The sequence below is a fragment of the Isoptericola sp. NPDC019482 genome (genome assembly GCF_040632295.1).
Taxonomy (GTDB): Bacteria; Actinomycetota; Actinomycetes; order Actinomycetales; family Cellulomonadaceae; genus Isoptericola.
In genome coordinates, this window is the sequence record NZ_JBEYBQ010000002.1 from 198,489 (window position 1) to 223,828 (window position 25,340).

24 protein-coding genes are annotated in these 25,340 nt (G+C 75.0%); 10 read left to right on the forward strand and 14 right to left on the reverse strand.

Going from position 1 to position 25,340, the window contains the following annotated elements; genetic code table 11:
- Positions 1 to 104: 104 nt before the first annotated feature.
- From ABZ493_RS02880 to hrcA, 10 genes are all read right to left on the reverse strand, one after another.
- Entirely contained in the window at positions 105 to 1,838 is a 1,734-nt protein-coding gene (locus ABZ493_RS02880) for a hypothetical protein (protein ID WP_430580670.1), read from the reverse strand.
- 173 nt (positions 1,839 to 2,011) lie between these two features.
- A complete protein-coding gene (locus ABZ493_RS02885; RefSeq protein WP_430580671.1) occupies positions 2,012 to 3,577 on the reverse strand; it encodes a prolyl oligopeptidase family serine peptidase in 1,566 nt (521 codons plus the stop codon).
- 101 nt (positions 3,578 to 3,678) lie between these two features.
- Positions 3,679 to 4,668, reverse strand: coding sequence for a GTPase Era (gene era, locus ABZ493_RS02890; protein WP_430580672.1), 990 nt, complete (start codon positions 4,666 to 4,668; stop codon positions 3,679 to 3,681).
- Positions 4,665 to 6,041, reverse strand: a complete 1,377-nt coding sequence (locus ABZ493_RS02895) for a hemolysin family protein (RefSeq protein WP_430580673.1) — start codon at positions 6,039 to 6,041, stop codon at positions 4,665 to 4,667. Before ABZ493_RS02895 ends, era begins: the two co-directional genes overlap by 4 nt.
- Positions 6,042 to 6,069: 28 nt before the next feature.
- On the reverse strand, positions 6,070 to 6,522 hold the full coding sequence (gene ybeY / locus ABZ493_RS02900) for an rRNA maturation RNase YbeY (RefSeq protein ID WP_430580674.1): 453 nt from the start codon (positions 6,520 to 6,522) through the stop codon (positions 6,070 to 6,072).
- 37 nt (positions 6,523 to 6,559) lie between these two features.
- Positions 6,560 to 7,633: a PhoH family protein gene (locus ABZ493_RS02905; protein ID WP_430580675.1), complete on the reverse strand. Its 1,074-nt coding sequence runs from the start codon at positions 7,631 to 7,633 to the stop codon at positions 6,560 to 6,562.
- Between the two features lie 107 nt (positions 7,634 to 7,740).
- Positions 7,741 to 8,094: a histidine triad nucleotide-binding protein gene (locus tag ABZ493_RS02910; RefSeq protein ID WP_430580676.1), complete on the reverse strand. Its 354-nt coding sequence runs from the start codon at positions 8,092 to 8,094 to the stop codon at positions 7,741 to 7,743.
- A gap of 28 nt (positions 8,095 to 8,122) precedes the next feature.
- Positions 8,123 to 8,902 carry a 16S rRNA (uracil(1498)-N(3))-methyltransferase gene (locus tag ABZ493_RS02915; RefSeq protein WP_430580677.1) on the reverse strand — a complete coding sequence of 260 codons (780 nt, stop codon included), beginning with the start codon at positions 8,900 to 8,902 and terminating at the stop codon, positions 8,123 to 8,125.
- 90 nt (positions 8,903 to 8,992) lie between these two features.
- Positions 8,993 to 10,117 carry a molecular chaperone DnaJ gene (dnaJ, locus tag ABZ493_RS02920; RefSeq protein WP_430580678.1) on the reverse strand — a complete coding sequence of 375 codons (1,125 nt, stop codon included), beginning with the start codon at positions 10,115 to 10,117 and terminating at the stop codon, positions 8,993 to 8,995.
- Positions 10,118 to 10,190: 73 nt separating this feature from the next.
- Positions 10,191 to 11,288 (reverse strand): heat-inducible transcriptional repressor HrcA, encoded by a 1,098-nt coding sequence (gene hrcA, locus ABZ493_RS02925; RefSeq protein WP_430580679.1) that lies wholly within the window; start codon positions 11,286 to 11,288, stop codon positions 10,191 to 10,193.
- Positions 11,289 to 11,605: 317 nt separating this feature from the next.
- Between hrcA and ABZ493_RS02930 the strand changes: the two genes are divergently transcribed.
- The 4 genes from ABZ493_RS02930 (at position 11,606) to ABZ493_RS02945 (ending at position 16,043) form a co-directional block, all read left to right on the forward strand.
- Positions 11,606 to 11,803, forward strand: a complete 198-nt coding sequence (locus tag ABZ493_RS02930; RefSeq protein ID WP_430580680.1) for a hypothetical protein — start codon at positions 11,606 to 11,608, stop codon at positions 11,801 to 11,803.
- A gap of 80 nt (positions 11,804 to 11,883) precedes the next feature.
- On the forward strand, positions 11,884 to 14,721 hold the full coding sequence (locus ABZ493_RS02935; protein WP_430580681.1) for an AAA family ATPase: 2,838 nt from the start codon (positions 11,884 to 11,886) through the stop codon (positions 14,719 to 14,721).
- Positions 14,722 to 14,821: 100 nt separating this feature from the next.
- Positions 14,822 to 15,013, forward strand: coding sequence for a hypothetical protein (locus ABZ493_RS02940; protein WP_430580682.1), 192 nt, complete (start codon positions 14,822 to 14,824; stop codon positions 15,011 to 15,013).
- A gap of 151 nt (positions 15,014 to 15,164) precedes the next feature.
- Positions 15,165 to 16,043: a DUF3097 domain-containing protein gene (locus tag ABZ493_RS02945; protein WP_430580683.1), complete on the forward strand. Its 879-nt coding sequence runs from the start codon at positions 15,165 to 15,167 to the stop codon at positions 16,041 to 16,043.
- Between the two features lie 18 nt (positions 16,044 to 16,061).
- Here the strand turns inward: ABZ493_RS02945 and ABZ493_RS02950 are convergent, their stop codons facing one another.
- A complete protein-coding gene (locus ABZ493_RS02950; RefSeq protein WP_430580684.1) occupies positions 16,062 to 16,637 on the reverse strand; it encodes a DUF4282 domain-containing protein in 576 nt (191 codons plus the stop codon).
- A gap of 120 nt (positions 16,638 to 16,757) precedes the next feature.
- On the opposite strand from ABZ493_RS02950, the gene ABZ493_RS02955 reads away from it, so the two are divergent.
- Positions 16,758 to 17,243: a DUF4870 domain-containing protein gene (locus ABZ493_RS02955; protein WP_430580685.1), complete on the forward strand. Its 486-nt coding sequence runs from the start codon at positions 16,758 to 16,760 to the stop codon at positions 17,241 to 17,243.
- An 84-nt stretch (positions 17,244 to 17,327) separates the two neighbouring features.
- Here the strand turns inward: ABZ493_RS02955 and hemW are convergent, their stop codons facing one another.
- Together hemW and lepA are read right to left on the reverse strand one after the other, a co-directional pair.
- On the reverse strand, positions 17,328 to 18,647 hold the full coding sequence (gene hemW / locus ABZ493_RS02960; protein WP_430580686.1) for a radical SAM family heme chaperone HemW: 1,320 nt from the start codon (positions 18,645 to 18,647) through the stop codon (positions 17,328 to 17,330).
- Positions 18,647 to 20,521 carry a translation elongation factor 4 gene (gene lepA / locus ABZ493_RS02965; RefSeq protein WP_430580726.1) on the reverse strand — a complete coding sequence of 625 codons (1,875 nt, stop codon included), beginning with the start codon at positions 20,519 to 20,521 and terminating at the stop codon, positions 18,647 to 18,649. Before lepA ends, hemW begins: the two co-directional genes overlap by 1 nt.
- A gap of 173 nt (positions 20,522 to 20,694) precedes the next feature.
- Here lepA and ABZ493_RS02970 point away from each other — a divergent pair, with 173 nt between their 5' ends.
- From ABZ493_RS02970 to rpsT, 5 genes are all read left to right on the forward strand, one after another.
- Positions 20,695 to 21,258 (forward strand): DJ-1/PfpI family protein, encoded by a 564-nt coding sequence (locus ABZ493_RS02970; protein WP_430580687.1) that lies wholly within the window; start codon positions 20,695 to 20,697, stop codon positions 21,256 to 21,258.
- A 45-nt stretch (positions 21,259 to 21,303) separates the two neighbouring features.
- Positions 21,304 to 22,149, forward strand: a complete 846-nt coding sequence (locus tag ABZ493_RS02975; protein ID WP_430580688.1) for a maleylpyruvate isomerase N-terminal domain-containing protein — start codon at positions 21,304 to 21,306, stop codon at positions 22,147 to 22,149.
- 66 nt (positions 22,150 to 22,215) lie between these two features.
- On the forward strand, positions 22,216 to 23,049 hold the full coding sequence (locus tag ABZ493_RS02980; protein WP_430580689.1) for an alpha/beta hydrolase: 834 nt from the start codon (positions 22,216 to 22,218) through the stop codon (positions 23,047 to 23,049).
- A gap of 21 nt (positions 23,050 to 23,070) precedes the next feature.
- A complete protein-coding gene (locus ABZ493_RS02985; protein ID WP_430580690.1) occupies positions 23,071 to 23,598 on the forward strand; it encodes a type II toxin-antitoxin system PemK/MazF family toxin in 528 nt (175 codons plus the stop codon).
- A 236-nt stretch (positions 23,599 to 23,834) separates the two neighbouring features.
- Positions 23,835 to 24,095 carry a 30S ribosomal protein S20 gene (rpsT, locus tag ABZ493_RS02990; RefSeq protein ID WP_430580691.1) on the forward strand — a complete coding sequence of 87 codons (261 nt, stop codon included), beginning with the start codon at positions 23,835 to 23,837 and terminating at the stop codon, positions 24,093 to 24,095.
- A gap of 207 nt (positions 24,096 to 24,302) precedes the next feature.
- On the opposite strand, the gene holA is transcribed toward rpsT, so the two are convergent.
- A complete protein-coding gene (gene holA / locus ABZ493_RS02995; protein ID WP_430580692.1) occupies positions 24,303 to 25,331 on the reverse strand; it encodes a DNA polymerase III subunit delta in 1,029 nt (342 codons plus the stop codon).
- Positions 25,332 to 25,340: the final 9 nt, after the last annotated feature.

The following is a 25,340-nucleotide window of genomic DNA, read 5'->3' on the forward strand; positions in this document are numbered from 1 at the left end:
AAGGCTCACCGTGCGCTGCACGCTGCCACCGTACACCTTCGTCAGGGCGTCGCCTGGGGCGTCCAGGATCCGACCGGACGCCCGCCTTGCCGCAGCGTATTGACCTACCGCCGGGAGCGCAGCGCGGCGTCGACGGCGGGGTCACCGAGGGCGCCGAGCCAGTCCAGGAGCGCCGGGTAGGTCGACGGGTTCGCGGCCACGTACGAGCGCAGGTGCGGGGCCTCCGCCGAGATGCGGGCGAGGTCGGCGAGCGGCGTCGACGGGTCCATCGCCTGGGCCACGGACCAGCCCGGCGCCTGCACGGGTGCCGTCTGTGCGGGTGCCGCCTGCACCGGCGGCAGCACCTGCGTGGAGTCCGGCGCCTGAGTGGCGCGCACGGGCGCGATCTGCTGGGTGGCGTCGAGCGGCCGGACCTCCGGGCGGGTCGCGACCGGGGCGGCCTGGGGCGCCCTGCCCGCAGGCTCCGCCGCAGCAGCGACCGGGTACGCCCCGGTGCTGGACGACGGCGCGGCGGCTTCGGCGCGGCCCGCCGTCGCGGCCTCGGCCTGGGTCTGGGCCGGCGTCTCGGGCACGGCGTCGGACGCACCGACCGACGGCGCGTCCTCCGACGGCCCGGACGGGGCCGCCTCGGCCGTCTCGGGCGTCTCGGGCGTCTCGGGTGCCGACGCGACGAGCGCGCGGACCGACGGCGGGACGAGCAGCGCGGCGAGGGCGACGGCCGGCAGGCCGAACGCGACCAGCAGCTCCTCCACGTTGGACTGCGTGCCGAGGCCGGCGCGTGCGACGACGATCACCAGGCCGAGCACCACGATCACGCACGCGGCGCCCACGGCGGCGGCGTGCCCGGCGCGCGGGTCGCGCGCGAGGGACCGCCGCGCGGCGATCGCGACGCCGACCATCAGGACGCCGACGACGAGCCGCAGCACGCGGCCCACGCGCACGCCGTCCGCCACGACGAGCACCAGCGCCACGAGGGCGACGAACGCCGCGACCAGGGCGACGATGGTCAGCGCCCGCAGAGCGACGGCGACCCAGCGCGCCGCACGGACGTCGTCGGGCTCCCCCACGGTTGCTGCGGCGTCGTCCACGACGCGCCGCGCCGTGACCGCCGCGACGACCGGCAGGAGCAGGAGCCCGAGGCGCTGCCCGTGCACGCTCTCGAACCACGGGTCCACGTTGCCGCCGGCGAAGAGCACGAGCTCGAGCGCGACGGCGCCGCCCAGGGCCAGCAGCACGTACCCGGAAGCGAGGTCGCCCGACCGCAGGTAGGTGCCGGCGGTGAACCAGAGCACGCCCAGCACCACGAGGGCGTTGAGGAGCCCGACGACCCACACGGCCCACGGCGCACCCTGGACGAGGGCTGCGACCGGGGTGGCGAGGGTGCCGAGCGCGACGACGCCGGCCACGACGGCGGGCGCGTGCGCCCACCGGGGCGCGGCCGCGAGCGCCGCGCCCGCGAGCCCGACCGCGAGCCCGGCGCCGACGCCTCCCGCGGCGTCCGCCGGGGCCAGCGCGTCGAGCACCAGGTAGACCACGGCCACGACCGCGTACGGGATGCAGGCGAGCGCCACCGTGCGGCGCGACGTCAGGACGTCCCACGAGGACGGGCCCACGCCGCCGCGTCGGAGGTACGGGGCCGCGATGGCGAGCAGCGCGAGGACGGTCGCGAGCACGATCTCGAGCCGGTCGCTGCCGCGGTGGGCGTGGTCCCACGGCAGCGGGAGCGCGACGAGCAGTGCGAACGCGGCCACCACGTCGCGCACGAGCTCACGGACCGCCACCCCGCCGAACGGCGAGCGCTCCTGCTCGGGGGCGTCGAGGGTGTCGGGATCGGTCATGCGTGCGTCTCCAGGGCTGGGATCCGAAGGGGGCCGGGCGATCGTGCCCCCGCCCCCGTTTCTACCCGACGCCGGGCCGTCGCGTCGTCTCCCGCGCGGACGGGTCGGTCACACCGTCGCCGCACCCGCACAGCGCGTTCACGCGACCGCCCGCGCCGGCCCGTGGTGCCGGGTCAGATGCCGAGCTGGTACACGCCCCAGTACGCGAGCGTCACCAGGAGCGCGAGCGACCCTGCGAGGGTGCACCAGAACGTGAGCACGGCGGGCCAGCCGCGGGCCACGGCCACGTCGGCCCCCGCCCGCCGCTCGGTCCGGGCGTCGGCCACCCGCCGGATGACCAGCGCGGCGGCGACGGCCGTCGCGACCCCGAGGAGCCGCACGACGATCCAGCCACCCTGCACGACGAGGTCGTCCCGCTGGTAGTCGAGGGCCAGGCGCGCGACGGCCAGGAGGTAGACCACGAGCGCGACCATCGTCGCCAGCGACCCGAGGCCGAGCCCCAGCAGCGAGGACCGCAGCCCGCGGGCGAGGCGCGGCGCGGCAGACGACGACCGGCGCAGCACGACGCGTCGCACCAGGGCGTGCACGCCCCACACGAGCGGCCCGACGACGAGCAGCGCGGCGCCCGCGACGACCCCGCCCACGACGATGTCCCCGTTGCCCCACCACCGCGGCTGCGGGACGGCCGAGGCGACGTAGAGCTGGTTGGGGGTGTCGCCGGCGATCCGCGGGGCCGCGTCGGCCGTGCCGGGCATCCCCTGGATCCAGGTGGCGACGTCGCGCGCGAAGTCCGGGTGCAGGTGCATCCCGCCGTCCACCGGCACGTGGATGCCGTGGTTGGCCCCGGCGTAGTAGCGCACGGTCACCGGGGCGTCGTCGCCGTTCACGGCCGTGTCCGCGATGACCTGGCGGGCGCCCTGCTCGATCGGCATGGACGGGTCGGCGGTGCCGTAGACGACGAGGACGGGGGCGGTCTGCTGCTCGAGCCACGGGCGCACGTCGAAGTCCGCGTACTCGAAGCCGCCGCCGGGCAGCTGCATGCCGACCGCGCGCGGGATGGCGCGGAACACCTGCTGGGGCACGCCGGTGTTGCGCAGGTAGCTGTCCACCGCGAACGCGGCCTGCTGGCGGGGCGGCACCACCGGCGCGGACACGAGCACCGTGTAGGCGATCGTCGGGTCCTGCGCCTGCATGACGGGCACGATCCAGGTGCCCTCCGACTCCCCGTAGACACCGACCTGCTCCGGGTCGACGCCGTCGACCGTGCGCAGCAGGTCGACCGAGTGCTGGTAGTCGGCGGCCATCGCCACGTAGTCCCGGTCGCGCGTCGTGTAGGTGTCAAGGCGCTTGTCCGGCACGAGGGTGACGACGCCGGCGCTGGCGAGCGCGGTGGCCGACTCGGTGAACGCCTCGGAGGCCTTGCCCGTGCCCGCGCCGTGCACGTAGACGACGCCGGGCCGGTCGGCCAGCGGCTCGCCGTCGTCGCCGAGCGGCTGCCGGAGCAGGCCGCCGACGACGGTGCCCTCGAGCGGGACGGTCACGGGCGTCTCCCGGACCTCGAACTCGCCGACCTCGCCGATGTCGGTGCCGGGGACGACACCGCCGATCGCGGTGTCGTCGGTGGCCGGGACGAGGTGGTCGGTCACGGGCACCGGGTCCCACTGCGGCCCGGCCACCGCCCCGGTCAGTGCCAGGCCCACCAGGATCGCCGCCGTCGTCGCAATAGTCCGGAACACCACGCAGCGATGCTACTCGGCGCCCTCCGCCGCGACCGCCAGGTTTTCCCCCGCGACCTCGGGGGACGTCCCCCGAGGTCGCGGCGGACGACCGGAGCGGATCGTCAGAAGCCGAGGCGCTGCAGCTGCTTGGGGTCGCGCTGCCAGTCCTTGGCCACCTTGACGTGCAGGTCGAGGTACACGCGCGTGCCGAGCAGCCTCTCGATGCCCTGGCGGGCGTGGGTGCCCACCTCGCGCAGCCGCGACCCGCCCTTGCCGATGATGATCGCCTTCTGGCTCTCGCGCTCCACGAACAGGTTGACGCGCACGTCGAGCAGCGGCGGCTTCCCCCGGTCGGGGTCGCCGGTGCCCTCGCGCTCGAGGATCTCCTCGACGACGACGGCGAGCGAGTGCGGCAGCTCGTCGCGGACCCCCTCCAGCGCGGCCTCCCGCACCAGCTCGGCGACCATGACCTGCTCGGGCTCGTCCGTGAGCTCGCCGCCGGGGTAGAGCTCCGGCCCGGCGGGCAGGTGCGCGACCAGGACGTCGGTGAGCTCGTCCACCTGGTAGCCGTCGCGCGCCGACACGGGCACGATGGCGGACCAGTCGCGGTCGACGGAGCGGGCGAGCTCGTCGACGGCCAGGAGGTGCTCCATCAGCCGGCCGCGGTCGACCAGGTCCGACTTCGTGACGACGGCGACGACCGGCACCGCGCGCCGGCCCTCCATGAGCGGGGCGAGCTGGGAGGCGATGTACCGGTCGCCGGGGCCGATCTTCTGGTCGGCGGGCAGGCAGAACGCGATGACGTCGACCTCGCCGAGGGTGTCCTGCACCAGCGCGTTGAGGCGCTCGCCGAGCAGGGTGCGCGGGCGGTGCAGCCCGGGCGTGTCGACGAGCACCAGCTGCGCGTCGTCCCGGTGGACGATGCCGCGGATCGTGTGCCGTGTGGTCTGAGGGCGCGCGGACATGATCGCGACCTTCTCCCCCACCAGCGCGTTGGTCAGCGTCGACTTGCCGACGTTGGGCCGCCCCACGAGGCAGGCGAAGCCGGAACGGTGGGCGTCGCCCTCGTCGTGCGGGCCGACGGCGGAGGGATGGTGGCGCTCGGTGGTCATGCGTGTGCTTCCTTCTGGTCTGGCGGCGTGGCGTGCTCGCCACCCGCTGCTGGGTCGTCGTCGTGCGGGGAGGTGGTCGGGCGGGACACCCGGAGGCTGGCGAGCTGCTTGCGGCGGCCCTCGACCCGGTCGGCCACGAGGTGCAGCCCGCCGACGTCGGCCGTCGCGCCCGCGAGCGGCACCTTGCCGAGGGCCTTGGCCAGCAGGCCGCCGGCGGTGTCCACGTCGTCGTCGTCGAGCCGCAGGTCGAAGAGCTCGCCGAGCTCGTCGACGGGCATCCGCGCGGAGACGAGGAAGGTGCCGTCACCCAGGTCCTCCGGCTCGAGCTCCGGCGCGGTGTCGTGCTCGTCCGTGAGCTCGCCGACGAGCTCCTCGATGACGTCCTCGACGGTGACGAGGCCGGCGATGCCGCCGTACTCGTCGACGACGACGGCGATGTGGGAGCGCGAGGCCTGCATCTCGCGCAACAGCTCGTCGGCGGGCTTGGACTCGGGCACGAACACGGCGTCCCGGGCCACCTCGACGACGGGCCGCTCGGCGGCCGACGCCTCGTTCTCCAGCACCCGGGCGACGTCCTTGAGGTACGCCACACCCACGAGGTCGTCCACCTCCTCGCCCACCACGGGGACCCGCGAGTACCCCGAGCGCAGGAAGAGGCGCATGGCCTTGCGCAGCGGCGTCGTCGCGGCGACCGTCACCATGTCCGTGCGCGGCACCATGACCTCGCGGGTCAGCGTGCCGCCCAGCTCGACGACCGACCGGATGAGCTCGCGCTCGGCGTCCTCGATCGCCTCGTTGTCGCGGACCCGCTCGGCGACCTCGCGCAGCGCGTCCTCGCCGGGGTCGTGCTCGCCGTCGCGCTCAGGGGCGCGCCCCGCGGCGCGCTCCGAGGTGCGGACCGTGAGCCAGGCCGCGGCGCGGTGCACGGCGGACAGGGGCCCGGCGAGCGCGAGGAGCACGGGCAGCGGCCGGCGCAGGCCGAGCGCGCGCGGGCTGAGCCGCACGAAGACGACCCCCGCCGCGAGGCCGACGACGCCCGCGACGAGCAGCACCTGCCACCAGGTGTCGAACCAGTCCGCGATCATCAGCGTCGCCGCCGCGAGCGCGACGGTCTCGGCGAACACCCGCACCAGCGCGAACGCCGCGACCGCCGCGGGCGGGTCGACGACGAGGCCCTGCACCGCGCGCAGCCGGGTCAGCCGGGTGCGGCGGGCCGTGGCCGTGAGGTCCTCCGACGTCTCCGCCTCGATCACGGCGTCCGCGACCGAGGTACGCGTGATCCGCAGCACCGCGGCCTCGCCGGCGGACAGCATTCCCGCCAGGGCCAGGGCGACCAGCGCCACGAGCGCCAGCAGCAGCTCCGGTCCGTCCATCAGGCCACCGTCCGGTCCGTCGTCGCGCTCACCGGCCGGCGAGGAAGGTGAGCAGGAGGCGGCGCTGCAGCGCGAACATCTCCTTCTCCTCCTCCGGCTCGGCGTGGTCGTAGCCGAGCAGGTGCAGGATGCCGTGCGTGGTGAGCAGCAGCAGCTCCTCGGCCGTGGAGTGCCCCGCGACCTTCGCCTGCTGGGCCGCCACCTCCGGGCAGAGCACGACGTCGCCGAGGGTGCCCGGGGGCGTCTCCTCGCCCTCGCGCCCCGGCCGCAGCTCGTCCATCGGGAAGGAGAGCACGTCGGTGGGGCCCGGCTCGTCCATCCACTGCACGTGCAGCTCGGTCATCACGGTCGTGTCGACGAACATGATCGACAGCTCGCTGCGCGGGTGCACGTGCAGGCTGTCCAGCACGAACCGGCCGAGCGCGGCGAACTCCGCCTCGTCGACCTCGACCCCGGACTCGTTGGCCACTTCGATGCTCATGGGCGCTCGCCCCGTCCACTAGCCGCCACCTCGATGCTCACCTGCGCGCCCCTCGCTCCTGCGGGCCGCGGCCCTGTCGTCCCTGTCCCTGCCTGCCCTGGCCCGGGCGCGCCGTGGCGACGTCCCAGCGCGCATACGCGTCGATGATGTCGCTCACCAGCCGGTGCCGCACGACGTCCGCCGAGGTCAGCCGGCAGAACTCGACGTCGTCGACGCCCGTGAGGATGTCCTCGACCACGCGCAGGCCCGACGTCGTCCCGCCGGGCAGGTCCACCTGCGTGGCGTCGCCCGTGATGACCATCGTCGAGCCGAACCCCAGGCGCGTGAGGAACATCTTCATCTGCTCGGCGGACGTGTTCTGCGCCTCGTCGAGGATGATGAAGGCCGAGTTGAGGCTCCGGCCGCGCATATAGGCGAGGGGTGCCACCTCGATCGTCCCGGCGTCGAGGAGCCGCGGGATCGCGTCGGGGTCCATCATGTCGTGCAGCGCGTCGTACAGCGGCCGCAGGTACGGGTCGATCTTGTCGCTCAGCGACCCGGGCAGGTAGCCGAGCTTCTCCCCCGCCTCCACGGCCGGACGCGTGAGCACGATGCGGTTGACCCGCTTGGCCTGCAGCGCCTGCACGGCCTTGGCCATCGCGAGGTAGGTCTTGCCGGTGCCCGCCGGGCCGATGCCGAACGTGATGGTGTTCGCGTCGATCGCCTCGACGTAGTGCTTCTGCCCCACCGTCTTCGGCCGGATCGTGCGGCCGCGGTTGGACAGGATGTTGAAGGTCAGCACCTCGGCGGGACGCTGCACGGAGGCGGCGGTGAGCATCTGCACCGACCGCGCCACCACCTCGGGCGTCAGCGGGGTGCCCGACTCGACCACCTCGACCAGCTCGTCGAGGAGGCGGGAGACGAGGGCGACGTCGCCCGCCGGGCCGCTGACGACGATCTCATTGCCGCGCGCGTGCACGTCGACGCCGGGGAAGCCGTCCTCCACGGCCCGCAGCACGGAGTCCCTGCTGCCCAGCAGTGCCACCATCGGCACGTGCGGCGGCACCACGATGCGGTGCTCGGTGGACCGTTCGGCGTGCGAGCCGGGTGCGGTGTGGGGTGTCGATGTCATGGGCCGGCTGCCGCCGGGGCCCTCCTTCGGAAGACGGTGCGAGGGGCGTGCGAGGAACGGGCTGAGGACTCGAGTCTATCGAGCGGCGATGGCCGGGGCAGCCGAATTCAGGCGGGCGTCCAGCCCAGCTGCGCGCCGGCGAGCACGTGGCCGTGCACGTGGAACACGCTCTGCCCGGCGCGCGGGCCGGAGTTGAAGACGAAGCGGTACTGGCCGTCCGCGAGGTCGCCGGCCACCCTGTCGGCCATGGCGACCACCTCGGCCAGCAGCTCGGGGTCCGCCTGGGCGAGCGTCGCGACGTCGCCGTGGTGCTCCCTCGGCACCACCAGCACGTGCACGGGCGCCTTCGGGTCGATGTCGCGGAACGCGATCACGCGGTCGCTGGTGGCGACCACGTCCGCCGGCAGGTCGCCGGCGACGATCTTGCAGAACAGGCAGTCGGTGCTGGGCGCGCTCGTCATGACCCGGACGTTACCGCCGCCCGTCCGGTCAGGCCCAGCGGCCGAGCCGCTCGCTGAGCAGGGCGACGGCCACCGGCCCTGCGGTGGAGGTGCGCAGCACGTGCGGCCCGAGCCGCGCGGTCACCGCCCCGGCCTCCTCGAGCGCCGTCACCTCCGCCTCGGAGATCCCGCCCTCGGGCCCGACGACGACGAGCAGGGCCGGGGTCTCGACGGGCTCCACCGCCGGCGCCGGGAGCGCGACGTCCGCGAGCGCCGTCGTGGCGTCCTCGTGCAGCACGACGGCGGCCCCGCCGGCGGCGACGACCTCGCGCACCCGGGCGGCGAGCTGGCGGGACGTGACGGGCTCCGCCACGGGCGGCAGGCAGGCGCGCCGCGCCTGCTTCACCGCCGAGCGCACCGTCGCCACCCACTTGGCGTGGGACTTCGCCGCCCGCTGCCCGCGCCACACGACGACCGACCGGTCGGCCTGCCACGGCACGACCGCGTCGACCCCGACCTCGACCGCGGCCTCGACGGCCAGCTCGTCGCGGTCCCCCTTCGCGAGGGCCTGCACCAGGGTCAGCACGACGCCGGGGGCCGGCTCCGAGACGACCTCGTCGACGCGCAGCCGCACCTCGCCGTCCGCGACCGCGTCGACCACGCAGCGCAGCCGCGTCCCCGCGCCGTCGACGACGTCGAGACGCTCGCCCGGGCCGCGCCGCTGCACGACTCCCGCGTGCCGCCCCTCCGCGCCGTCGAGCACGTAGACGTCGCCCGGGGCGAGCGCGACGAGCGTCCCGCCCTCGGCGAGAAACACGGGGGCGCTCACGCCGTGCCCCCGTCACGCGAGCCCTGCGGTGCCTCGCTCCGGCACACCTCGTCCCTCGGTGTCCCTCCGCGGGGGCTCCTCGCGCTCACGTCAGCGGCCGCTCAGCTTGTCCCGCAGCCGCGAGAACACGCCCGGGTGCGCGGCGGAGAGCCGCGGCTCGGGGCGCTCCTCGCCGCGCAGCGCGGCCAGCGAGCGCAGCAGCTCGGTCTGCTCGTCGTCCAGGGCGGTCGGCACCTGGACCTCGACGTGCACGTTGAGGTCGCCGCGGCCTCCGGCGTGCAGGTGCCCGACGCCCAGGCCCTTGAGCGTCACGACCTGGCCCGGCTGCGTGCCCGGCCGCAGGTCGATCTCCTGCTCGCCGTCCAGCGTCTCCAGGTCGAGCACAGTACCGAGCGCGGCCGCCGTCATCGGCACCTGGAGCGTGCAGTGCAGGTCGTCGCCGCGCCGCACGAACGTGTCGTGCGGCTTCTCGCGGATCTCCACGTAGAGGTCGCCGGCGGGGCCGCCGCCGGGGCCGACCTCGCCCTGCGAGGTGAGCTTGATGCGCGTGCCGGTGTCGACGCCCGCGGGCACGTTGACCGTGAGGGTGCGGCGCGAACGGACGCGCCCCTCGCCGGAGCAGTCGGCGCACGGCTCGGGGATGACCGTGCCGAAGCCCTGGCAGGCGGCGCAGGGCGCGGTCGTCATGACCTGGCCGAGGAACGAGCGGGCCACGCGCTGCACGTTGCCGCGCCCATGGCAGACGTCGCAGGTCTTGAGGTCGGTGCCGGGCCGGCAGCCGTTGCCGCCGCAGGTGCCGCACACGACCGCGGTGTCCACCTGGAGCTCGCGCTTGGCGCCGAACGCGGCCTCCGCCAGGTCGATGTCCATCCGCACCAGGGCGTCCTGGCCGCGGCGGGCGCGCGGCACGGGACCCGCCGGCTGGCCACCGCCGCCGAAGAACGTCTCGAAGATGTCCTGGAAGCCGAAGCCGTTGCCGAACCCGGCGCCCGCGCCGCCCGACGGCGAGCTGGGGTCCACGCCCATGTCGTACTGCTGGCGCTTGTCGGGGTTGGACAGCACCTCGTACGCGCGGGCGACGTCCTTGAAGCGTTCCTCGCCGGCCTCACCGGCGACGTCGGGGTGCAGCTCGCGCGCGAGCTTGCGGTACGACTTCTTGATCTGCTCGGCCGAGGCGTCGCGGGGGACGCCCAGGATCTCGTAGTAGTCGGTCACAGGTCTCTCTTCGGTGACGTGTCGGTGACGTGCACGGTCAGGTCGGCTGGTTCGGGGGGTGCCGCCGCGGCGGTCAGCTGGGCAGCACCCGGGACAGGTAGCGGGCGACGGCGCGGACGGAGGCGATCGTGCCCGGATAGTCCATCCGGGTGGGGCCGATGGACCCCAGGATCGCCACGGTGTCGCCGTCGCTGCCGTAACCGGAGGCGACGACGGAGGTCTCGGCGAGGCCGTCGAGGCGGTTCTCGTGCCCGATGCGGACACCCACCCCGCCGCCCACCCGGCCGCCGGGCTCGGAGGCCAGCTCCGTGAGCAGGCCGAGGAGCACGACCTGCTCCTCGAGCGCCTCGAGGACAGGGCTGAGCCCTTGCTCGAACCGCATCTCCGCCCGGGCGAGGTTGGCGGTGCCCGCGAGCACGATGCGGTCCTCGCGCTGCGCGCCGAGGGTGTCGACCACGAGGTCGGCGATGCCGCGGGCCAAAGGGGCCAGGGCGGCGTCCACCCCGGCCACGACGCGCGCGAACGCGTCGGGCAGCTCCGCGAGCCCCTTGCCGGCCGCGGCCGCGTTGAGGCGGGCGCGCAGCTCGCTCAACGTGCCCTCGTCGAGGGCGTCGGGGTCGGGGGCCGGCCCCGCCGGGGTGTCGACGGCCACGACCGCGGGCTCCGCGCCGGCCACGCCCACGTCGAGGAAGCGCTGCTCCACCCGACCCGTGTCGGTGATCACGACGACCAGCAGCCGCGCCCCGCCGACGGGGACGAGCTCGAGGTGGCGCAGCCCGGACAGCCGCAGGGACGGGTACTGGACCACGGCCACCTGGCCCGTGAGCTGGGCGATGAGCCGCCCGGCACGGCCGAGCACGTCGTCCAGGTCGATCGCCTCGGACAGGAACGTCTCGATCGCCCGGCGCTGCGGGCTGGTGAGCGGACGCACCTCGGCGAGCCGGTCGACGAAGAGCCGGTACCCCTTGTCCGTCGGGATCCGGCCCGCAGAGGTGTGCGGCTGGGCGATGTACCCGGCCTCCTCCAGCGCCGCCATGTCGTTGCGGATCGTGGCGGGCGAGACCCCGAGGCCGTGCCGCTCCGTGAGCACGCGCGACCCCACGGGCTCGCGCGTGTGGACGTAGTCCTCCACGATCGCGCGGAGCACGGCCAGGCGACGTTCCTCGCTCACGGTCCTCCTCGGGTCGGGTCCGGACGGATGGTGCCGAACCCTTAGCACTCTCATGTCCCGAGTGCCATCCTACGCGGGCTCGCCGACGGTCCGCGGGACCCGGCCCCGACACGCCGGGCCCGACAGCGGGAGCGCCCACCGTCCCGCCGGTCGCGCCGCCCGCCGTCCCGCGCTGAGGTACCCGCGTCGCCGTCTGAGGTACCCCACCCCGCGAAGATCCGGCACCTGACCGATCCGCCCGGCTACCTCAGGGACTGAGTCTGGAACCACGGCGGACGTCCGGACCGGACGAGGCCGAGGGGAGAAGGAGACCGGCGATGAACGAGTACCTGTACTACGACGAGTTCCGCGCCCGCCAGGCGGACCTGGAGGAGGCGGTCCGCCAGGAGGCGGAGGCCCGCTCCGCGGCGCGGGAGTCGCGCCGTGCACGCCGCCGCGCCACGACGCGCCGTCGCCGCGCGACCCGCCGCCCCTGGGAGCTGCCCGCGGGCCTGGTCCGGCCCTGGCCGCAGTGACCGCGCCCGACGCCGTGCCCGCCGCCGTGCCCGTCCTCACGGACGCGGCGGCGACCCGTCCGACCTGGCACGATGGCGGCGTGCCCATCGGAGCCTCTCCCTCGCCGCTCGTCGGCCGCGCCGCCGAGCTGTCCTCCCTGCGCGAGGCGTACGCCGACGCCCGCGCCGGCTCCGGCGGCGTGGTCGTCGTCGGCGGCGAGGCGGGCATCGGCAAGACGCGCCTCGTGACGGAGTTCCTCGCGGAGGTCGGCGACGAGGACGCCGCGCCGCTCGTCCTGCACGGGCAGTGCGCCGAGTCCGGCTCCGGGCCGCTCCCGTACGCCGCGCTCACGGGGGTCCTGTCCGACGTCGTCGACGCGCTCGGCCCGGAGGCGACCCTCGCCGCGGCCGGCCCCGCCGCCGACGCGCTCGGCCTCCTCGCACCGCGCCTCGTGGAGGTGCGGCGCGACGTCGACACCGGGCGCCTGCCCGAGGTGCTGGCCGACCTGACGACCACGCTCGCCGGCGACCGCCCCGTCGTCCTCGTGCTCGAGGACCTGCACTGGTCCGACGACGTGACGCGCACCGTGCTCGCGCGGCTGGCGCGCACCGCGCCGTCCACCACCCTGCTCGTGCTCGCCACGTACCGCAGCGACGACGTCGGACGCCGGCATCCCCTGCGCACCACCCTGGCCGAGCTGGAGCGGGCCCGGCTCGCGACCCGTGTCGACGTGCCGCGCCTCGACGCCGCCGAGGCGACGCGCCTGTTCTCGTCTCTCGTCTCGAGGCGTCCCGACGCCCCGGACCTCCCGGGCACGGTGCTCGGCGAGCTCGTCGAGCGCAGCGAGGGTGTGCCGTTCTACGCCGAGGAGCTGGCGGACTTCGCCGGCGATGCCCTGCCCGACTCGCTGCGCGAGCTGCTGCTCCTGCGCTACTCGTCCCTGAGCGACCCGGCCCAGCGCTTCTGCCGCACCGTCGCCGCCGCGGGCCAGCGGGCCCCGCACGAGCTCCTCGTCGCCATGCTCGGCGCGGGGGGCCTGGACGAGGCCGAGCCCGCCGCCCGGGAGGCGGTCGACGCGCACGTGCTCGTGGCGGACGCCGACGGCTACCACTTCCGTCACGCGCTCATCCAGGAGTCGGTCGACGCCGAGCTCCTGCCGGGCGAGTCGCGCCGGCTGCACGCGGCGTGCGCGAGCGCGCTGGAGGACGGCGAGCGCACGCTCGCGCGGGTCGCGGCCGCGGCCGACCACTGGTGGCGGGCACGCCTGCCCGACCGCGCGCTCGCCTCGGCGGTCGAGGTCGTCGCGGTGCCCGAGACCTACGGGCAGGCCTCCTCCGCCGTGGTCGCCGCCGCGGGCGAACGCGCCCTCGAGCTCTGGGAGCTGGTGCCCGACGCCGAAGGGGTCGCCGGGCTGCACCGCGCCGCCCTCCTGCGCCATGTGTCCGTCGCCCTCCAGGACTCCGCGCAGATCGATCGCGCGGCCGGGCTGGCCCGCGAGGCGGTGGCGGAGTGGCCCGCCGACGACCCTGCTGGGCGGGCGCAGGCGCTGTCGACCCTCGCCCACATCCTCGGCAAGGCCGGCGACCCGGGCTCGGACCAGATGCTCGACGAGGCGCTCGCGCTCCTGCCTGCGGACGACCACGCGGGCCGGGCCCCGCTGCTCCGGCTCAAGGCGCGCAACGCGATGATGGACCACCGGCACGGCGAGGCGATCGCAGCCGCGAGCGACGCCCTCGCCGCCGCGACGGCGGTCGGCGACCACCAGAACGCCTCGCTCGCTCTCAACCTCCGCGCGATGAGTCGCCTGGACCGCGGGGATCTCGACGCGCTGGACGAGCTCGAGCGGTCCCACGAGGTGGCGGGCGACGACTGGCGGGCCCAGTGCCACTACTACACGAACGCGTCCGACACCCGCCTCAAGCTCGGGCAGTTCGCCGAGGCGGAGCACCTCGCCGAGTCGGGCGCGCAGATCGCCCGCGCCCTCGGTGCCGGATGGGCCACCCGCGCGATGCTCGAGGGCAACGTGGCAGAGGCGTGGATCGGGTCCGGCCGGTGGTCCGACGCCGAGGCGTGGTACGCACGTTCCGTCCCGCTCGTCGACCCCAGCGACTACGCCGTGTACCTGGGCGAGCGATGGACGTGGCTCACGATGTGGCGCGGCGACGTCGACGCGGCCCAGGCCCGGGCACAGGTGCACCGCACGACCTGGGAGCGCTTCGGCCGCGTCGAGGAGCAGATCCGGGCGCGGGTCTCGGCGACGCTCGCCGAGCTCGCCCTCCTGCGCGACGACCTGGACGACGCGCTCGACCTCGTCCGGATCGCCGTCGACCCCGATGCCCTCGGCCCGTTCTACCGGCTCACGACGCTCGCCGTGGCCGCGCGCGTGCTCGACCGCGCCCGGAGGTCCGGCCGGCAGGTCGACGTCGCGCCGTACCGCGCGGCGCTGGCGACGTGCACCCTGTGGCCGACCTACCCGACGTGGGCGGCGCTGTTCGCCGCCGAGCTCGGTGACGGGTCGTGGGAGGCGGTCGTCGCGGCGGACGGCCCCGCGCACCTGCGGCCCTACGCCCTGTACCGCGACGGCGTGTCCCTGCTCGAGGCCGGCGACCGTGCGGCGGCGCGGGAGCGGCTGGACGCCGCCGTCGAGGCGGCGGACGCGATCGGCTGCGGCCTCGTGGCGGACCAGGCGCGCGCGCTGCTCGACGGCGCGGGCCTCGCCCGCGGCGCCACCCGCGCCCGGCAGCCCGACCGCGCCCTGACCGACCGCGAGCGCCAGGTGCTCGACCTCGTCGCCGACGGCCTGACGAACGGGCAGATCGCGGAGCGGCTGTACATCAGCCGCAAGACCGCGTCGGTGCACGTCTCCGCCATCCTGCGCAAGCTCGGCGTGTCCAGCCGGACGGAGGCGGCGGTCCTGGCGCGTGAGAACCCCGCCTGACGTCGCCCGACGCACCTGTACACATGCCCTGAGCAGTCGTGTACGCACCGCGGGACGCCGTCCTCTCTAGCCGTGTCACGACACCCCGCTGGAGGACATCATGGATCCGCACGTGTACGACCTGCTCTTCGAGCGCCGTCAGGAGGAGCTCGAGCGCGAGGTGGCGCTGCGCCGTCTGGCGCACGAGCTCCGCGCCTCGCGCCGCGCGCTCCGGGGCGCGGGCGCGGATCCGGAGACCGCACCGCGGCGCCGCCCCGCGGTGGCCCCGGTGCACCGACCGCGCCACGCGTGAGCGGGGCACGGGCCCGGCCTCGCCGAGCCCCTCCCCGCCCCGCCCCGCCCCGCACACCAGACACCTCCCGCGCGCCGTCCGGTCCGACCGGACGGCGCGCGGCGCGTGTCGGGAGCCGCTCCCCCGTGGCCGCGACCGTAGGCTCACCGCCGTGCACGACCGCTACGGCTCCGACGTCCTGTCCTCCGGCAACCGCGCCCCGGGGGCGCCGGACGGCTCCGCCCACCACCGCCGCCGACCGGTGTCCCGGCCACGTGCGGCTGATCACGGCCTCGTGGTCGAGGAGGTCACGACCGGCTGGGTGGGGGCCGTGGTCCGCGTGGAGAAGTCGGGCGGCGTCCACCTCGTGGTGCTGGAGGACCGGCGCGGCCGCACCCGGTCTTTCCCCCTGGGCCCGGGCTTCTGGGTGGACGGGCAGCCGGTGGAGCTGACGGCCCCGGTGACCACCCGCGCCCCCGCGCGCCCCACCCGGACGGCGTCCGGCTCGGTGGCGGTGCACGACCAGCGCGCGCGGGTGGCCCGTGGGTCGCGCATCTGGGTCGAGGGCAAGCACGACGCCGAGCTGGTCGAGAAGGTGTGGGGCGACGACCTGCGCGTCGAGGGGGTCGTGGTCGAGCTGCTCGACGGCGTGGACAACCTCGCGGACGCCCTCGACGAGTTCGCCCCGACGCCGGAGCGGCGAGTAGGCGTGCTGGTCGACCACCTGGTACCCGGCTCGAAGGAGCGCCGGCTCGCCGACGACGCCCTGCGGCGGGTGCCGCGCGGGACCATGCTGGTGCTCGGCCACCCGTACGTCGACGTGTGGCAGGCCGTGAAGGCGGAGCGGCTGGGGCTGGCCTCGTGGCCCACGATCGAGCGCGGCACGGAGTGGAAGCGCGGGATCCTGCGGGAGCTGGGCTGGCCGGCGTCGTCCACCGAGGACGTCGGCCGCGCGTGGCAGCGGATCCTCGCGACCGTGCGGGACTACCGCGACCTCGACCCGGCCCTGCTGGGCCGGGTCGAGGAGCTGATCGACTTCGTCACGGCATGACCCCGGCTCCCGCGGCGCTCAGCGGGTGCGGATGCCGTCCCGCTCCGCATACGCGTTGACCTTCTCCGACACCGAGATCACGGCGACGAAGAACTCCAGCGTGATGCGGGCGAGCGCCAGGTACACGAGGGCGATGATCCAGCCGAACACGAGGTAGAGGATCCCGCCCCAGATCGACTGGGAGAACGTGGCGACGAGGCCGGAGAGCCACACCAGCGCGACGAGCACCGTGACGATGATGTAGACGACCTTCACCACGCTGGGCGTGATGTACCGGCTGAAGGAGTAGTCGAACAGCGCGCCGAGGAAGCCGCTGCCCTCGCCGTGGGGCGTGAGCGGCCCGCCCGACCGGTCCGGCGGGTACTCGGAGCCCGGGTACAGGCCCGGGTCGGGCATCTGCCCCTCGTACGGCTGCTGCGGCTGCGCGTAGGGCTGGTCGCCGTAGGGCGGCTGCCCGCCGTGCGGGGGCGGGCCGGCGGGCGGCTGCTGCCCGTACGGCGGCTGCGGGGCGGGCTGCCCGGTCGGCGACTGGTATCCCGGCTGTCGCGGCGGCTCCTGCGGGTCGCCGGGCTGTTGCGGCGTGTTCTCGCTCATCGTTCCTCCTGAGTGGTCCGGGCGACGCACCCGGCGGGGTCGGCGCCTTCGCCCACTCTGGCCGCACCCGAACGCCTCCGCCACCGCACGTGACCACGGGAGATGCGCGAAGATGGCCCCATGAGCACCCCGCCGTACGGACCCCCGCCGCAGCAGCCGCCGGCGGGCCCGCCCCCCGGCCAGCCGCCCTACGGCGGCCCTCCGCCGGGCCAGCCGCCGTACGGCGGGCAGCCCCCGTACGGCTACGGGCCGCAGCCCCTCTCGCCGTCGGACGAACGCACCTGGGCGATGGTGGCGCATCTCGGGCCGCCTGTGCTGGCGCTGCTGAGCGCAGGTCTCCTGGGCTTCCTCACGCCGCTCCTGGTGTGGCTGTTCCTGCGCGACCGCAGCGCCTACGTCGCCGACCAGGCCAAGGAGTCCCTGAACTTCCAGATCACGTTGCTCATCGGCTACGTGGCCTCGGCGATCCTCATCCTCGCCTTCATCGGCCTGGTCCTGCTGCCGCTGGTCTGGATCGCGTCCGTCGTGTTCGCGATCCTCGCCGCGGTCGCGGTGAACCGGCACGAGGCGTACCGGTACCCGATCAACATCCGGATCATCTCCTGACCCACCCGCCGCGAGGGAATCGAGCGTGCTGACTTGCTCCTCAAACCGGCCACGTGAGGAGCAAGTCAGCACGCTCGATGCAGTTCAGGGGGTCAGTTCGCGGACGACGGAGTCCGCGAGGAGGCGGCCCCGGCGGGTGAGGACGACCCGCCCGCGGACGGCTGCGACGCCGTCGACCAGGCCGCGCGCCACCAGCCCCGCGACGGCCGCGCGGCGGGAAGGGTCGAGGGCCGCGACCTCCAGCCCCTCGCGCACCCGTACCCCGAGCAGCACCCGCTCCAGCTGGGCCTCGGCAGGGGTGAGCAGCTCGCGCCCGGCGCCCGGCGAGGAACCGGACTCCAGGAGGGCCGCGTAGCGCCGCGGGTGCTTGACGTTCCACCAGCGCACGCCGGCGTGCTCGATGCCGTCGACGCCTTCGACGCCCTCGATGCCCTCGATGCCGGCAACGGCGTCGTCACCACGCGCCGGGCCCGCGACGTACGAGTGCGCGCCCGGGCCGATCCCCCACCAGTCGTCGCCGCGCCAGTAGGCGAGGTTGTGCCGGCAGGCGTGCTCCGGCCCGCGCGCCCAGTTGCTCACCTCGTACCAGCCGAGTCCGGCCTCCGTGAGCAGGTCGTCGGCCAGCTCGTACTTGGCGGCCTGGTCGTCCTCGTCGGGCAGGGCGAGCTCGCCGCGGCGCACCTGGGCGTGCATCTTGGTGCCCGGCTCGACGACGAGCGCGTACGCCGACACGTGGTCGACGCCGGTCCCGAGCACCGTCTCGAGGGAGGCGCGCCAGTCGGCCAGCGACTCCCCCGGCGTGCCGTAGATGAGGTCGAGCGAGACGTCGAGGCCGACGTCCCGCGCCCAGGTCACGACGTCGGGCACGCGGCGCGGGTCGTGGGTGCGCTCCAGCGTCGCGAGCACGTGCGGCACCGCGGACTGCATCCCGAACGAGACCCGCGTGAACCCGGCGTCCGCGAGCAGCCGCAGCGACTCGGGCGTCACCGAGTCCGGGTTCGCCTCGGTGGTGATCTCGGCCCCGCCCGCGAGCCCCCAGGTGTCATCGATCCCGCGCAGGATCCGCGCCAGGTCCGCGGCGGGCAGCATCGTGGGCGTGCCGCCCCCGAAGAACACCGTGGACACCGGTCGTGACCCCAGGCCCGCGTCGTCGAGCACGCGCCGCGCCAGGTCGACCTCGCGCAGCGCGGTGGTGGCGTACGCCGCCTGGTTGGCGCCGCCGCCCAGCTCGGACGCCGTGTACGTGTTGAAGTCGCAGTAGCCGCAGCGCACCGAGCAGAAGGGCACGTGCACGTACACGCCGAACGGCCGGCCGGCGTCGTCCGGACCGGACGGCGAGGGCCGCACCCACCCCGGCAGCGCGCCGTCGTCGGGCACGGGCGTGCCCTCAGGCAGCGCGGGCACTACTTCTTCTTGTCCTTGGCGTCCTTGCCGCCGCCGCCGTCCGAGGAGAGCGCGGCGATGAAGGCGTCCTTCGGGACCTCGACGGACCCGATGTTCTTCATGCGCTTCTTGCCCTCCTTCTGCTTCTCGAGCAGCTTGCGCTTCCGGCTGATGTCGCCGCCGTAGCACTTGGCGAGCACGTCCTTGCGCATCGCGCGCACCGTCTCGCGGGCGATCACCCGAGCGCCGACGGCGGCCTGGATCGGCACCTCGAACTGCTGGCGCGGGATGATCTCCTTGAGCTTCGCCGTCATCATGACGCCGTAGTCGTAGGCCTTGTCCTTGTGCACGATGGCGCTGAACGCGTCCACCTGCTCGCCCTGCAGCAGGATGTCGACCTTCACGAGGTCGGCGGCCTGGTCGCCCGAGGGCTCGTAGTCCAGCGAGGCGTAGCCGCGGGTGCGGGACTTGAGGTGGTCGAAGAAGTCGAAGACGATCTCCGCGAGCGGCAGCGTGAAGCGCAGCTCGACGCGGTCCTCCGACAGGTAGTCCATGCCGAGCATCTGGCCGCGGCGGTCGTTGCACAGGCCCATGACCGTGCCCACGAACTCGCTCGGCGCGAGGATGGTCGCGCGCACGACGGGCTCGCGGACCTCCTTGATCTTGCCGCCCGGGAACTCCGACGGGTTGGTCACCTTCACCTCGGTGCCGTCGTCGAGCGTGACGTCGTAGACGACGTTCGGCGCGGTGGAGATGAGGTCGAGGTCGAACTCGCGCTCGAGCCGCTCGCGCACGATCTCCAGGTGCAGCAGGCCGAGGAAGCCGACGCGGAAGCCGAAGCCGAGCGCCACCGACGTCTCCGGCTCGTAGTTGAGCGCGGCGTCGTTGAGCTTGAGCTTGTCGAGGGCGTCGCGCAGCGCCGGGTAGTCGGTGCCGTCCACCGGGTACAGGCCGGAGAACACCATCGGCTTCGGGTCGCTGTACCCGCCGAGCGCCTCCTCGGCGGGCTTGGCCATGTTGGTGACCGTGTCGCCGACCTTCGACTGGCGCACGTCCTTCACGCCCGTGATGAGGTAGCCGACCTCGCCGACGCCGAGCCCCTTCGTGGGGATGGCCTCGGGCGAGATGACGCCGATCTCGAGCAGCTCGTGCGTGGCGCGCGTCGACATCATCGCGATGCGCTCGCGCGGGTTGAGGTTGCCGTCCACCACGCGCACGTACGTGACGACGCCGCGGTAGGTGTCGTAGACCGAGTCGAAGATCATCGCGCGGGCGGGGGCGTCCGCGTCCCCGACGGGCGCCGGGATGCGCTCGACGATGCGGTCGAGCAGCGCCTCGACGCCCTCGCCGGTCTTGCCCGACACCTTGAGGACGTCCTCGGGGTCGCCGCCGACCAGGCCCGCGATCTCCTCGGCGTACTTCTCCGGCTGCGCCGCCGGCAGGTCGATCTTGTTGAGGACCGGGATGATCTCGAGGTCGTTCTCCATCGCCAGGTACAGGTTGGCGAGCGTCTGCGCCTCGATGCCCTGCGCGGCGTCGACCAGCAGGACGGCGCCCTCGCAGGCGGCGAGCGAGCGGGAGACCTCGTACGTGAAGTCGACGTGCCCCGGCGTGTCGATCATGTTCAGCGCGTGGGCCTGCTCGCCCACCTGCCACGGCATCCGCACGGCCTGCGACTTGATGGTGATGCCGCGCTCGCGCTCGATGTCCATCCGGTCGAGGTACTGCGCCCGCATCGCCCGCGGCTCGACGACGCCGGTGAGCTGCAGCATGCGGTCGGCGAGCGTCGACTTGCCGTGGTCGATGTGCGCGATGATGCAGAAGTTGCGGATGAGCTCGGGCGCCGTGGCGTTCGGCTCGATGCGCGCACGCAGCGCGGGTCCGGGGATGGGCAACGCGATTCGCTCCGTCAGGGTCGCTGGATGGGTGTCGTCGGTGGTGACGAGGCCCGGCCATTGTCCCATGAGGTTGTCCCGCGGGGGGCCGGGCGGGCGGCCCGCGTGCGGGCACCGCGCACCGGTGCGTACGGTCGATGGCCCACCGACCCCGCGACGGGAGGAGCCCCGACATGTCCGACACTGCCGACCTGACCGGCAAGCGCGTCCTGGCGATCGTGACCAGCTACGGCGTCGAGCAGGACGAGCTGGTCGTCCCGATCGAGCACCTGCGCGCCGCGGGCGCGGAGGTGGTGGTCGCCTCGAACGAGCCGGGCGACGTGCGCACCCTCGTCGGGGACAAGGACCCGGGGCGTTCCGTGCCCGCCGACACGACCTACGACGCGGTCGACCCCGAGGGCGTCGACCTGCTGCTGGTGCCCGGCGGCACGATCAACGCGGACACGCTGCGCCTGCAGGAGGCCGCGATCGGGCTCGTCACCACGTTCGCGCACTCCGGCAGGCCCGTCGCCGCCATCTGCCACGGCCCGTGGGCGGTGGTCGAGGCCGGGTGCGTCGGCGGCGCGACCCTCACCTCGTACCCGTCCCTCGCGACCGACGTGCGCAACGCCGGCGGCCGCTGGGTGGACCGGTCCGTGGTGCGCGACGACGGCGCGGGCTTCCCCCTCGTCACGTCCCGGACCCCGGACGACCTGGACGACTTCCTCGGCGAGGTCGACGCCGCGCTGACCTCCTGAGACACCCCTGCCCGCCAGGCCGTGCCGGGCGCTAGCCTCGGCGCCATGCCGACCTCGCCCGCCCCCTCCTCGCCGGCCGCGGCGCGGCCCCGCCCCGTCGTCGACCCGAGCACCGGGCGGCGTGTCGACGGCGGCCCGGAGCCCGACCGCCTCGCCCTGCTCGCGCGCCTCCAGGGCGAGTTCGCGGCCGCCGTGCCCGGCATGACGCCCGCCGCGCGCGTCCCCGCGTGCGGGGAGTGGCGGGCGTCCGAGCTGGTGCTGCACCTCGCGGGCGTGCACCACTGGGCGTCGGGGATGGCGTTGGGCGACCCGTCGCGCGACGAGGACCTGCCCGCGCCCGACGCCACGGGGCCCGACGGCGGTGCCGCCGCCCTCGCCGAGCTCTATGCCCGGCACGCCGCCCGCCTGCGCGCGGCGCTCGACGGCGCGGGCCCGGACGGCATGGCGCTGACGCTGCTCGGCGACGGCCCGGCGTCGTTCTGGTGGCGGCGGCAGGTGCACGAGACGCTCGTGCACCTGCACGACCTGCACGCCGCCCGCCTCGGCTCCGGACCCGCCGCCCTGGCCGCGGTCGACGCCCCGGCCGAGGTGTGGGCCGACGGCGTCGACGAGGTGGTGACGATGTTCCAGCCCCGGCAGGTGCGCCTCGGCCGGATGGCGCCGCTCACCGACCGGCTCCGCGTCGTCGCCTCCGACCTCGGCTGGTCGTGGACCCTCGGCGGCGCCCCCGACGTCGGCCTCGACGCAGCCGCGGACGCGACGCTCACCGCGACCGCGCGGGGGCTCGACCTGCTGCTGTGGGGGCGGCTGACGCCCGAGGAGGCGGGCGCGGTCGTCGAGGGCGACCGCGGCGCCGCGCTCCGGGTGCTGGCCGGGCCGCTCGTGCCCTGAGGCAGGCGCTCGTCGGGGGCGCGCCGGCACCGATGAGTCGCGGCGGGGCGCCCGGTCCCACCGGGCATGAGCGACGACACCACCACCGAACAAGCCACCGAACAAGCCACCCGGGCCATCACCGGGACGGTCATCACCGTGCGCGGCGACCGCGTGACCTACGACCTGCGCGGCACGGGGCCCGCGGTCGTGTTCGTCGCCGGCGCGGGCCCGTTCCGCGCCGTCGACCCGGTGACGACGCGGACGGCCGAGCTCCTGGCGCGCGCCGGCGTGACGACCGTCGTCTTCGACCGGCTCGGGCGCGGCGACTCCCCCGCCTCCGGGCGGCTGGACCTGGACCGCGAGCTCGACGCGGTGGCCGCGGTGCTCGACGTCGCGGGCGGGCCGGCCGTGCTCTGCGGGCACTCGTCGGGCTGCGCCGTCTCGCTGCGCGCGGCGGACCGGGGGCTCCCCGTGCTCGGCCTCGCGCTGTGGGAGGCACCGCTCGAGTCGGGCGCCGCCGAGACGGCCGCCTGGGCGGCCGAGATCGAGCGGCGCATCGATGCCGGCGACCTCGAGGGCGCCACCGAGCACTTCATGAAGGACATGCCGCCCGAGTGGCTGGCCGGGGCCAAGGCCTCCCCGGACTGGCCCGCGATCGCGGCGTCCGTCGTCTCGCAGCGTGCCGACGCGCAGGCCCTGGCCTGGGCGACGCGCGCCCTGCAGGACGGCGGACTGTCCGGGCTCGACGTGCCGCTCCTCGCCATGACGGGGACACGGACCTTCCCCGGCATGCCGGAGGCCGCCCGCGACCTGGCCGCGGCGGTGCCCGACGGCTCCGCCGAGACCGTGGCCGGCGCCGACCACTCCTGGGACCCGGAGTCGATGGCGGACCGGCTGGCGCGGTTCGTGCTCGAGTGAGGCGCACGTAGGCTGTCGGCCGTGGCGAACCGATGGCTGAACCTGCTGGTGGACGTGCTGCGCTCGGCGACCCGGTCGTCCACGAGGACCACGCCGCGCGGCACGTCGCGCGGCACCACGCGCCCCACCCCCGCCCGGGGCGCCGGCTACCCCGGCGACTACACCGGCGCGGTGCGCCCCGAGTACTCCCCGAACCTGGACGGCGAGCCCGACCCGGGCGAGGTCGTGTGGACGTGGGTGCCGTACGAGGAGGACCACGCCCAGGGCAAGGACCGCCCGGTGCTGCTCGTGGGCCGCGACGGCCCGTGGCTGCTGGCGCTCCAGCTCACCAGCCAGGACCACGACCGCGACGCCGCACAGGAGGCGCGGCACGGACGGCTCTGGATGGACGTCGGCACCGGGGCATGGGACTCGCGCCGGCGCCCCAGCGAGGTGCGGCTCAACCGCGTGATCCGCGTCGACCCGGGGACGGTGCGCCGCGAGGGCGCGGTCATGGACCGTCGGACGTTCGACCGGGTCGCCCGGGCGATGGCGGATGCGCGCCGCTGATCCGGCGCCCGGCCTGACCCGACACGAATGTCCGGGGCGCATCTCACAAGGCGGCACCGCGCACGCGGTTCTGCCCTGCCGGGCCCTCTGCTATCGTTGATGTTTGCGTGTCCGCCCAGGTCGGCGGGCACAGCCGCAGTTCCTCTCCACGGGTTCCCCACCCCAGTCCCGGAGCTGTGGCCGCCCTCTACGACCTATCCGCTCGCCAGCAGGCGAACACACCAGGAAGTCCACACGTGGCAAACATCAAGTCCCAGATCAAGCGCATCAAGACGAACGAGAAGGCGCGCCTGCGCAACAAGGCCGTCAAGTCTGAGCTGAAGACCTACGTGCGCAAGGTGCGCGAGGCCGTCGCCGCGGGCGACAAGGAGGCCGCGACCACCGCGCTGCAGGCCGCGACCCGCAAGCTCGACAAGGCCGTCTCGAAGGGCGTCATCCACGCCAACCAGGCCGCGAACCGCAAGTCGGCCATCGCGAAGCAGGTCGAGGCTCTCTGAGTCGCCTGTAGTCGTCGCGCTCGGTCCGCCTGACGCCTCTCACGTCGGGGCCGGACCTGCAAGGCTTCGAAGGGCGCCGCACCCACCGGGTGCGGCGCCCTTCGCGCGTCCCGCGGCCCTGCGGCGGTCCGGCAGACGTTGTGAGCGGGCGATTGGCCCTGTTTCGTGTCAGAAATGGGCCAATCGCCCGCCCACAGCGGGGCGGGGTCAGCCGCGGCGCGAGCGGGCGATCGTCAGCACGGCCGTCTCGACGGCGTAGACGGGGTCACGGCCGCCGCCCTTGACGTCGGCGTCGGCCTGCGCGACGGCGGCGATGGCGGTCGCCAGCCCCTCGGGCGTCCAGCGGGAGAGGTCGCGCTGGGCGTTGCGCACCTGCCAGTCCTGCAGGCCCAGCTGGCGGGCGGTGGCCGCGCCGCCGCGGATGGCGGCGACCCGCGCCAGGGTGCGCAGCCGCAGCGCGAGCGCGGCGACGATCGGCACGGGGTCGGCGCCCGTGGCGAGGGCGTGGCGCAGGAGCGCGACCGCTCCCCCGGTGTCCCCCGCGACGGCGGCGTCCGCGACCTTGAACCCCGTGGCCTCGACCCGGCCGCCGTAGTAGCGGTCGACGACCGCCTCGCTGATCGTGCCGGTCGTGTCCGCGACGAGCTGGGAGCACGCAGAGGCGAGCTCGCGCAGGTCCGTGCCCAGGGCATCGACGAGCGCGCGTACCGCGGCCGCGTCCGCCCGGCGGCGGGCGGCGCGGAACTCGGCCGTCACGAACTGCACCTTGTCGGCGTCCTTGGTGATCGGCTCGCACTCGAGCACGGGCGCGCCGCTGGCGACGATGGCGTCGAGCATCTTCTTGCCGCGCTGCCCGCCCCCGTGCACCACGACGACAACCGTCTCCGGGTCGGGCGCCGCGACGTAGGCGACGACGTCCGCGACCAGGTCCTCGGTGGCCGCCTCGGCGCCCCGCACGACGACGACGCTCGGCTCGCCGAACAGCGACGGGCTGGCGGCGACCGCGAGGTGGCCGGCGCCGTACGTGCCGCCGTCGAGCTCCGTCTTCTCGGTGGTGGCGTCGCGCTCGCGGGCCAGGCCGACGACGCCGTCCACGGCCCGCTCGGCGAGCAGCCCCTCCGGCCCGCGCACCAGGAGGACCGGCGCGAGCACGGGGTCGTCCCACGACCGGCTGTTCGCCGAGGGCCTGCCCTTGCGGGCGGGACGGGACTGTCGGGAGGCGGGGGCGGCGGGCACGCCCCCAGC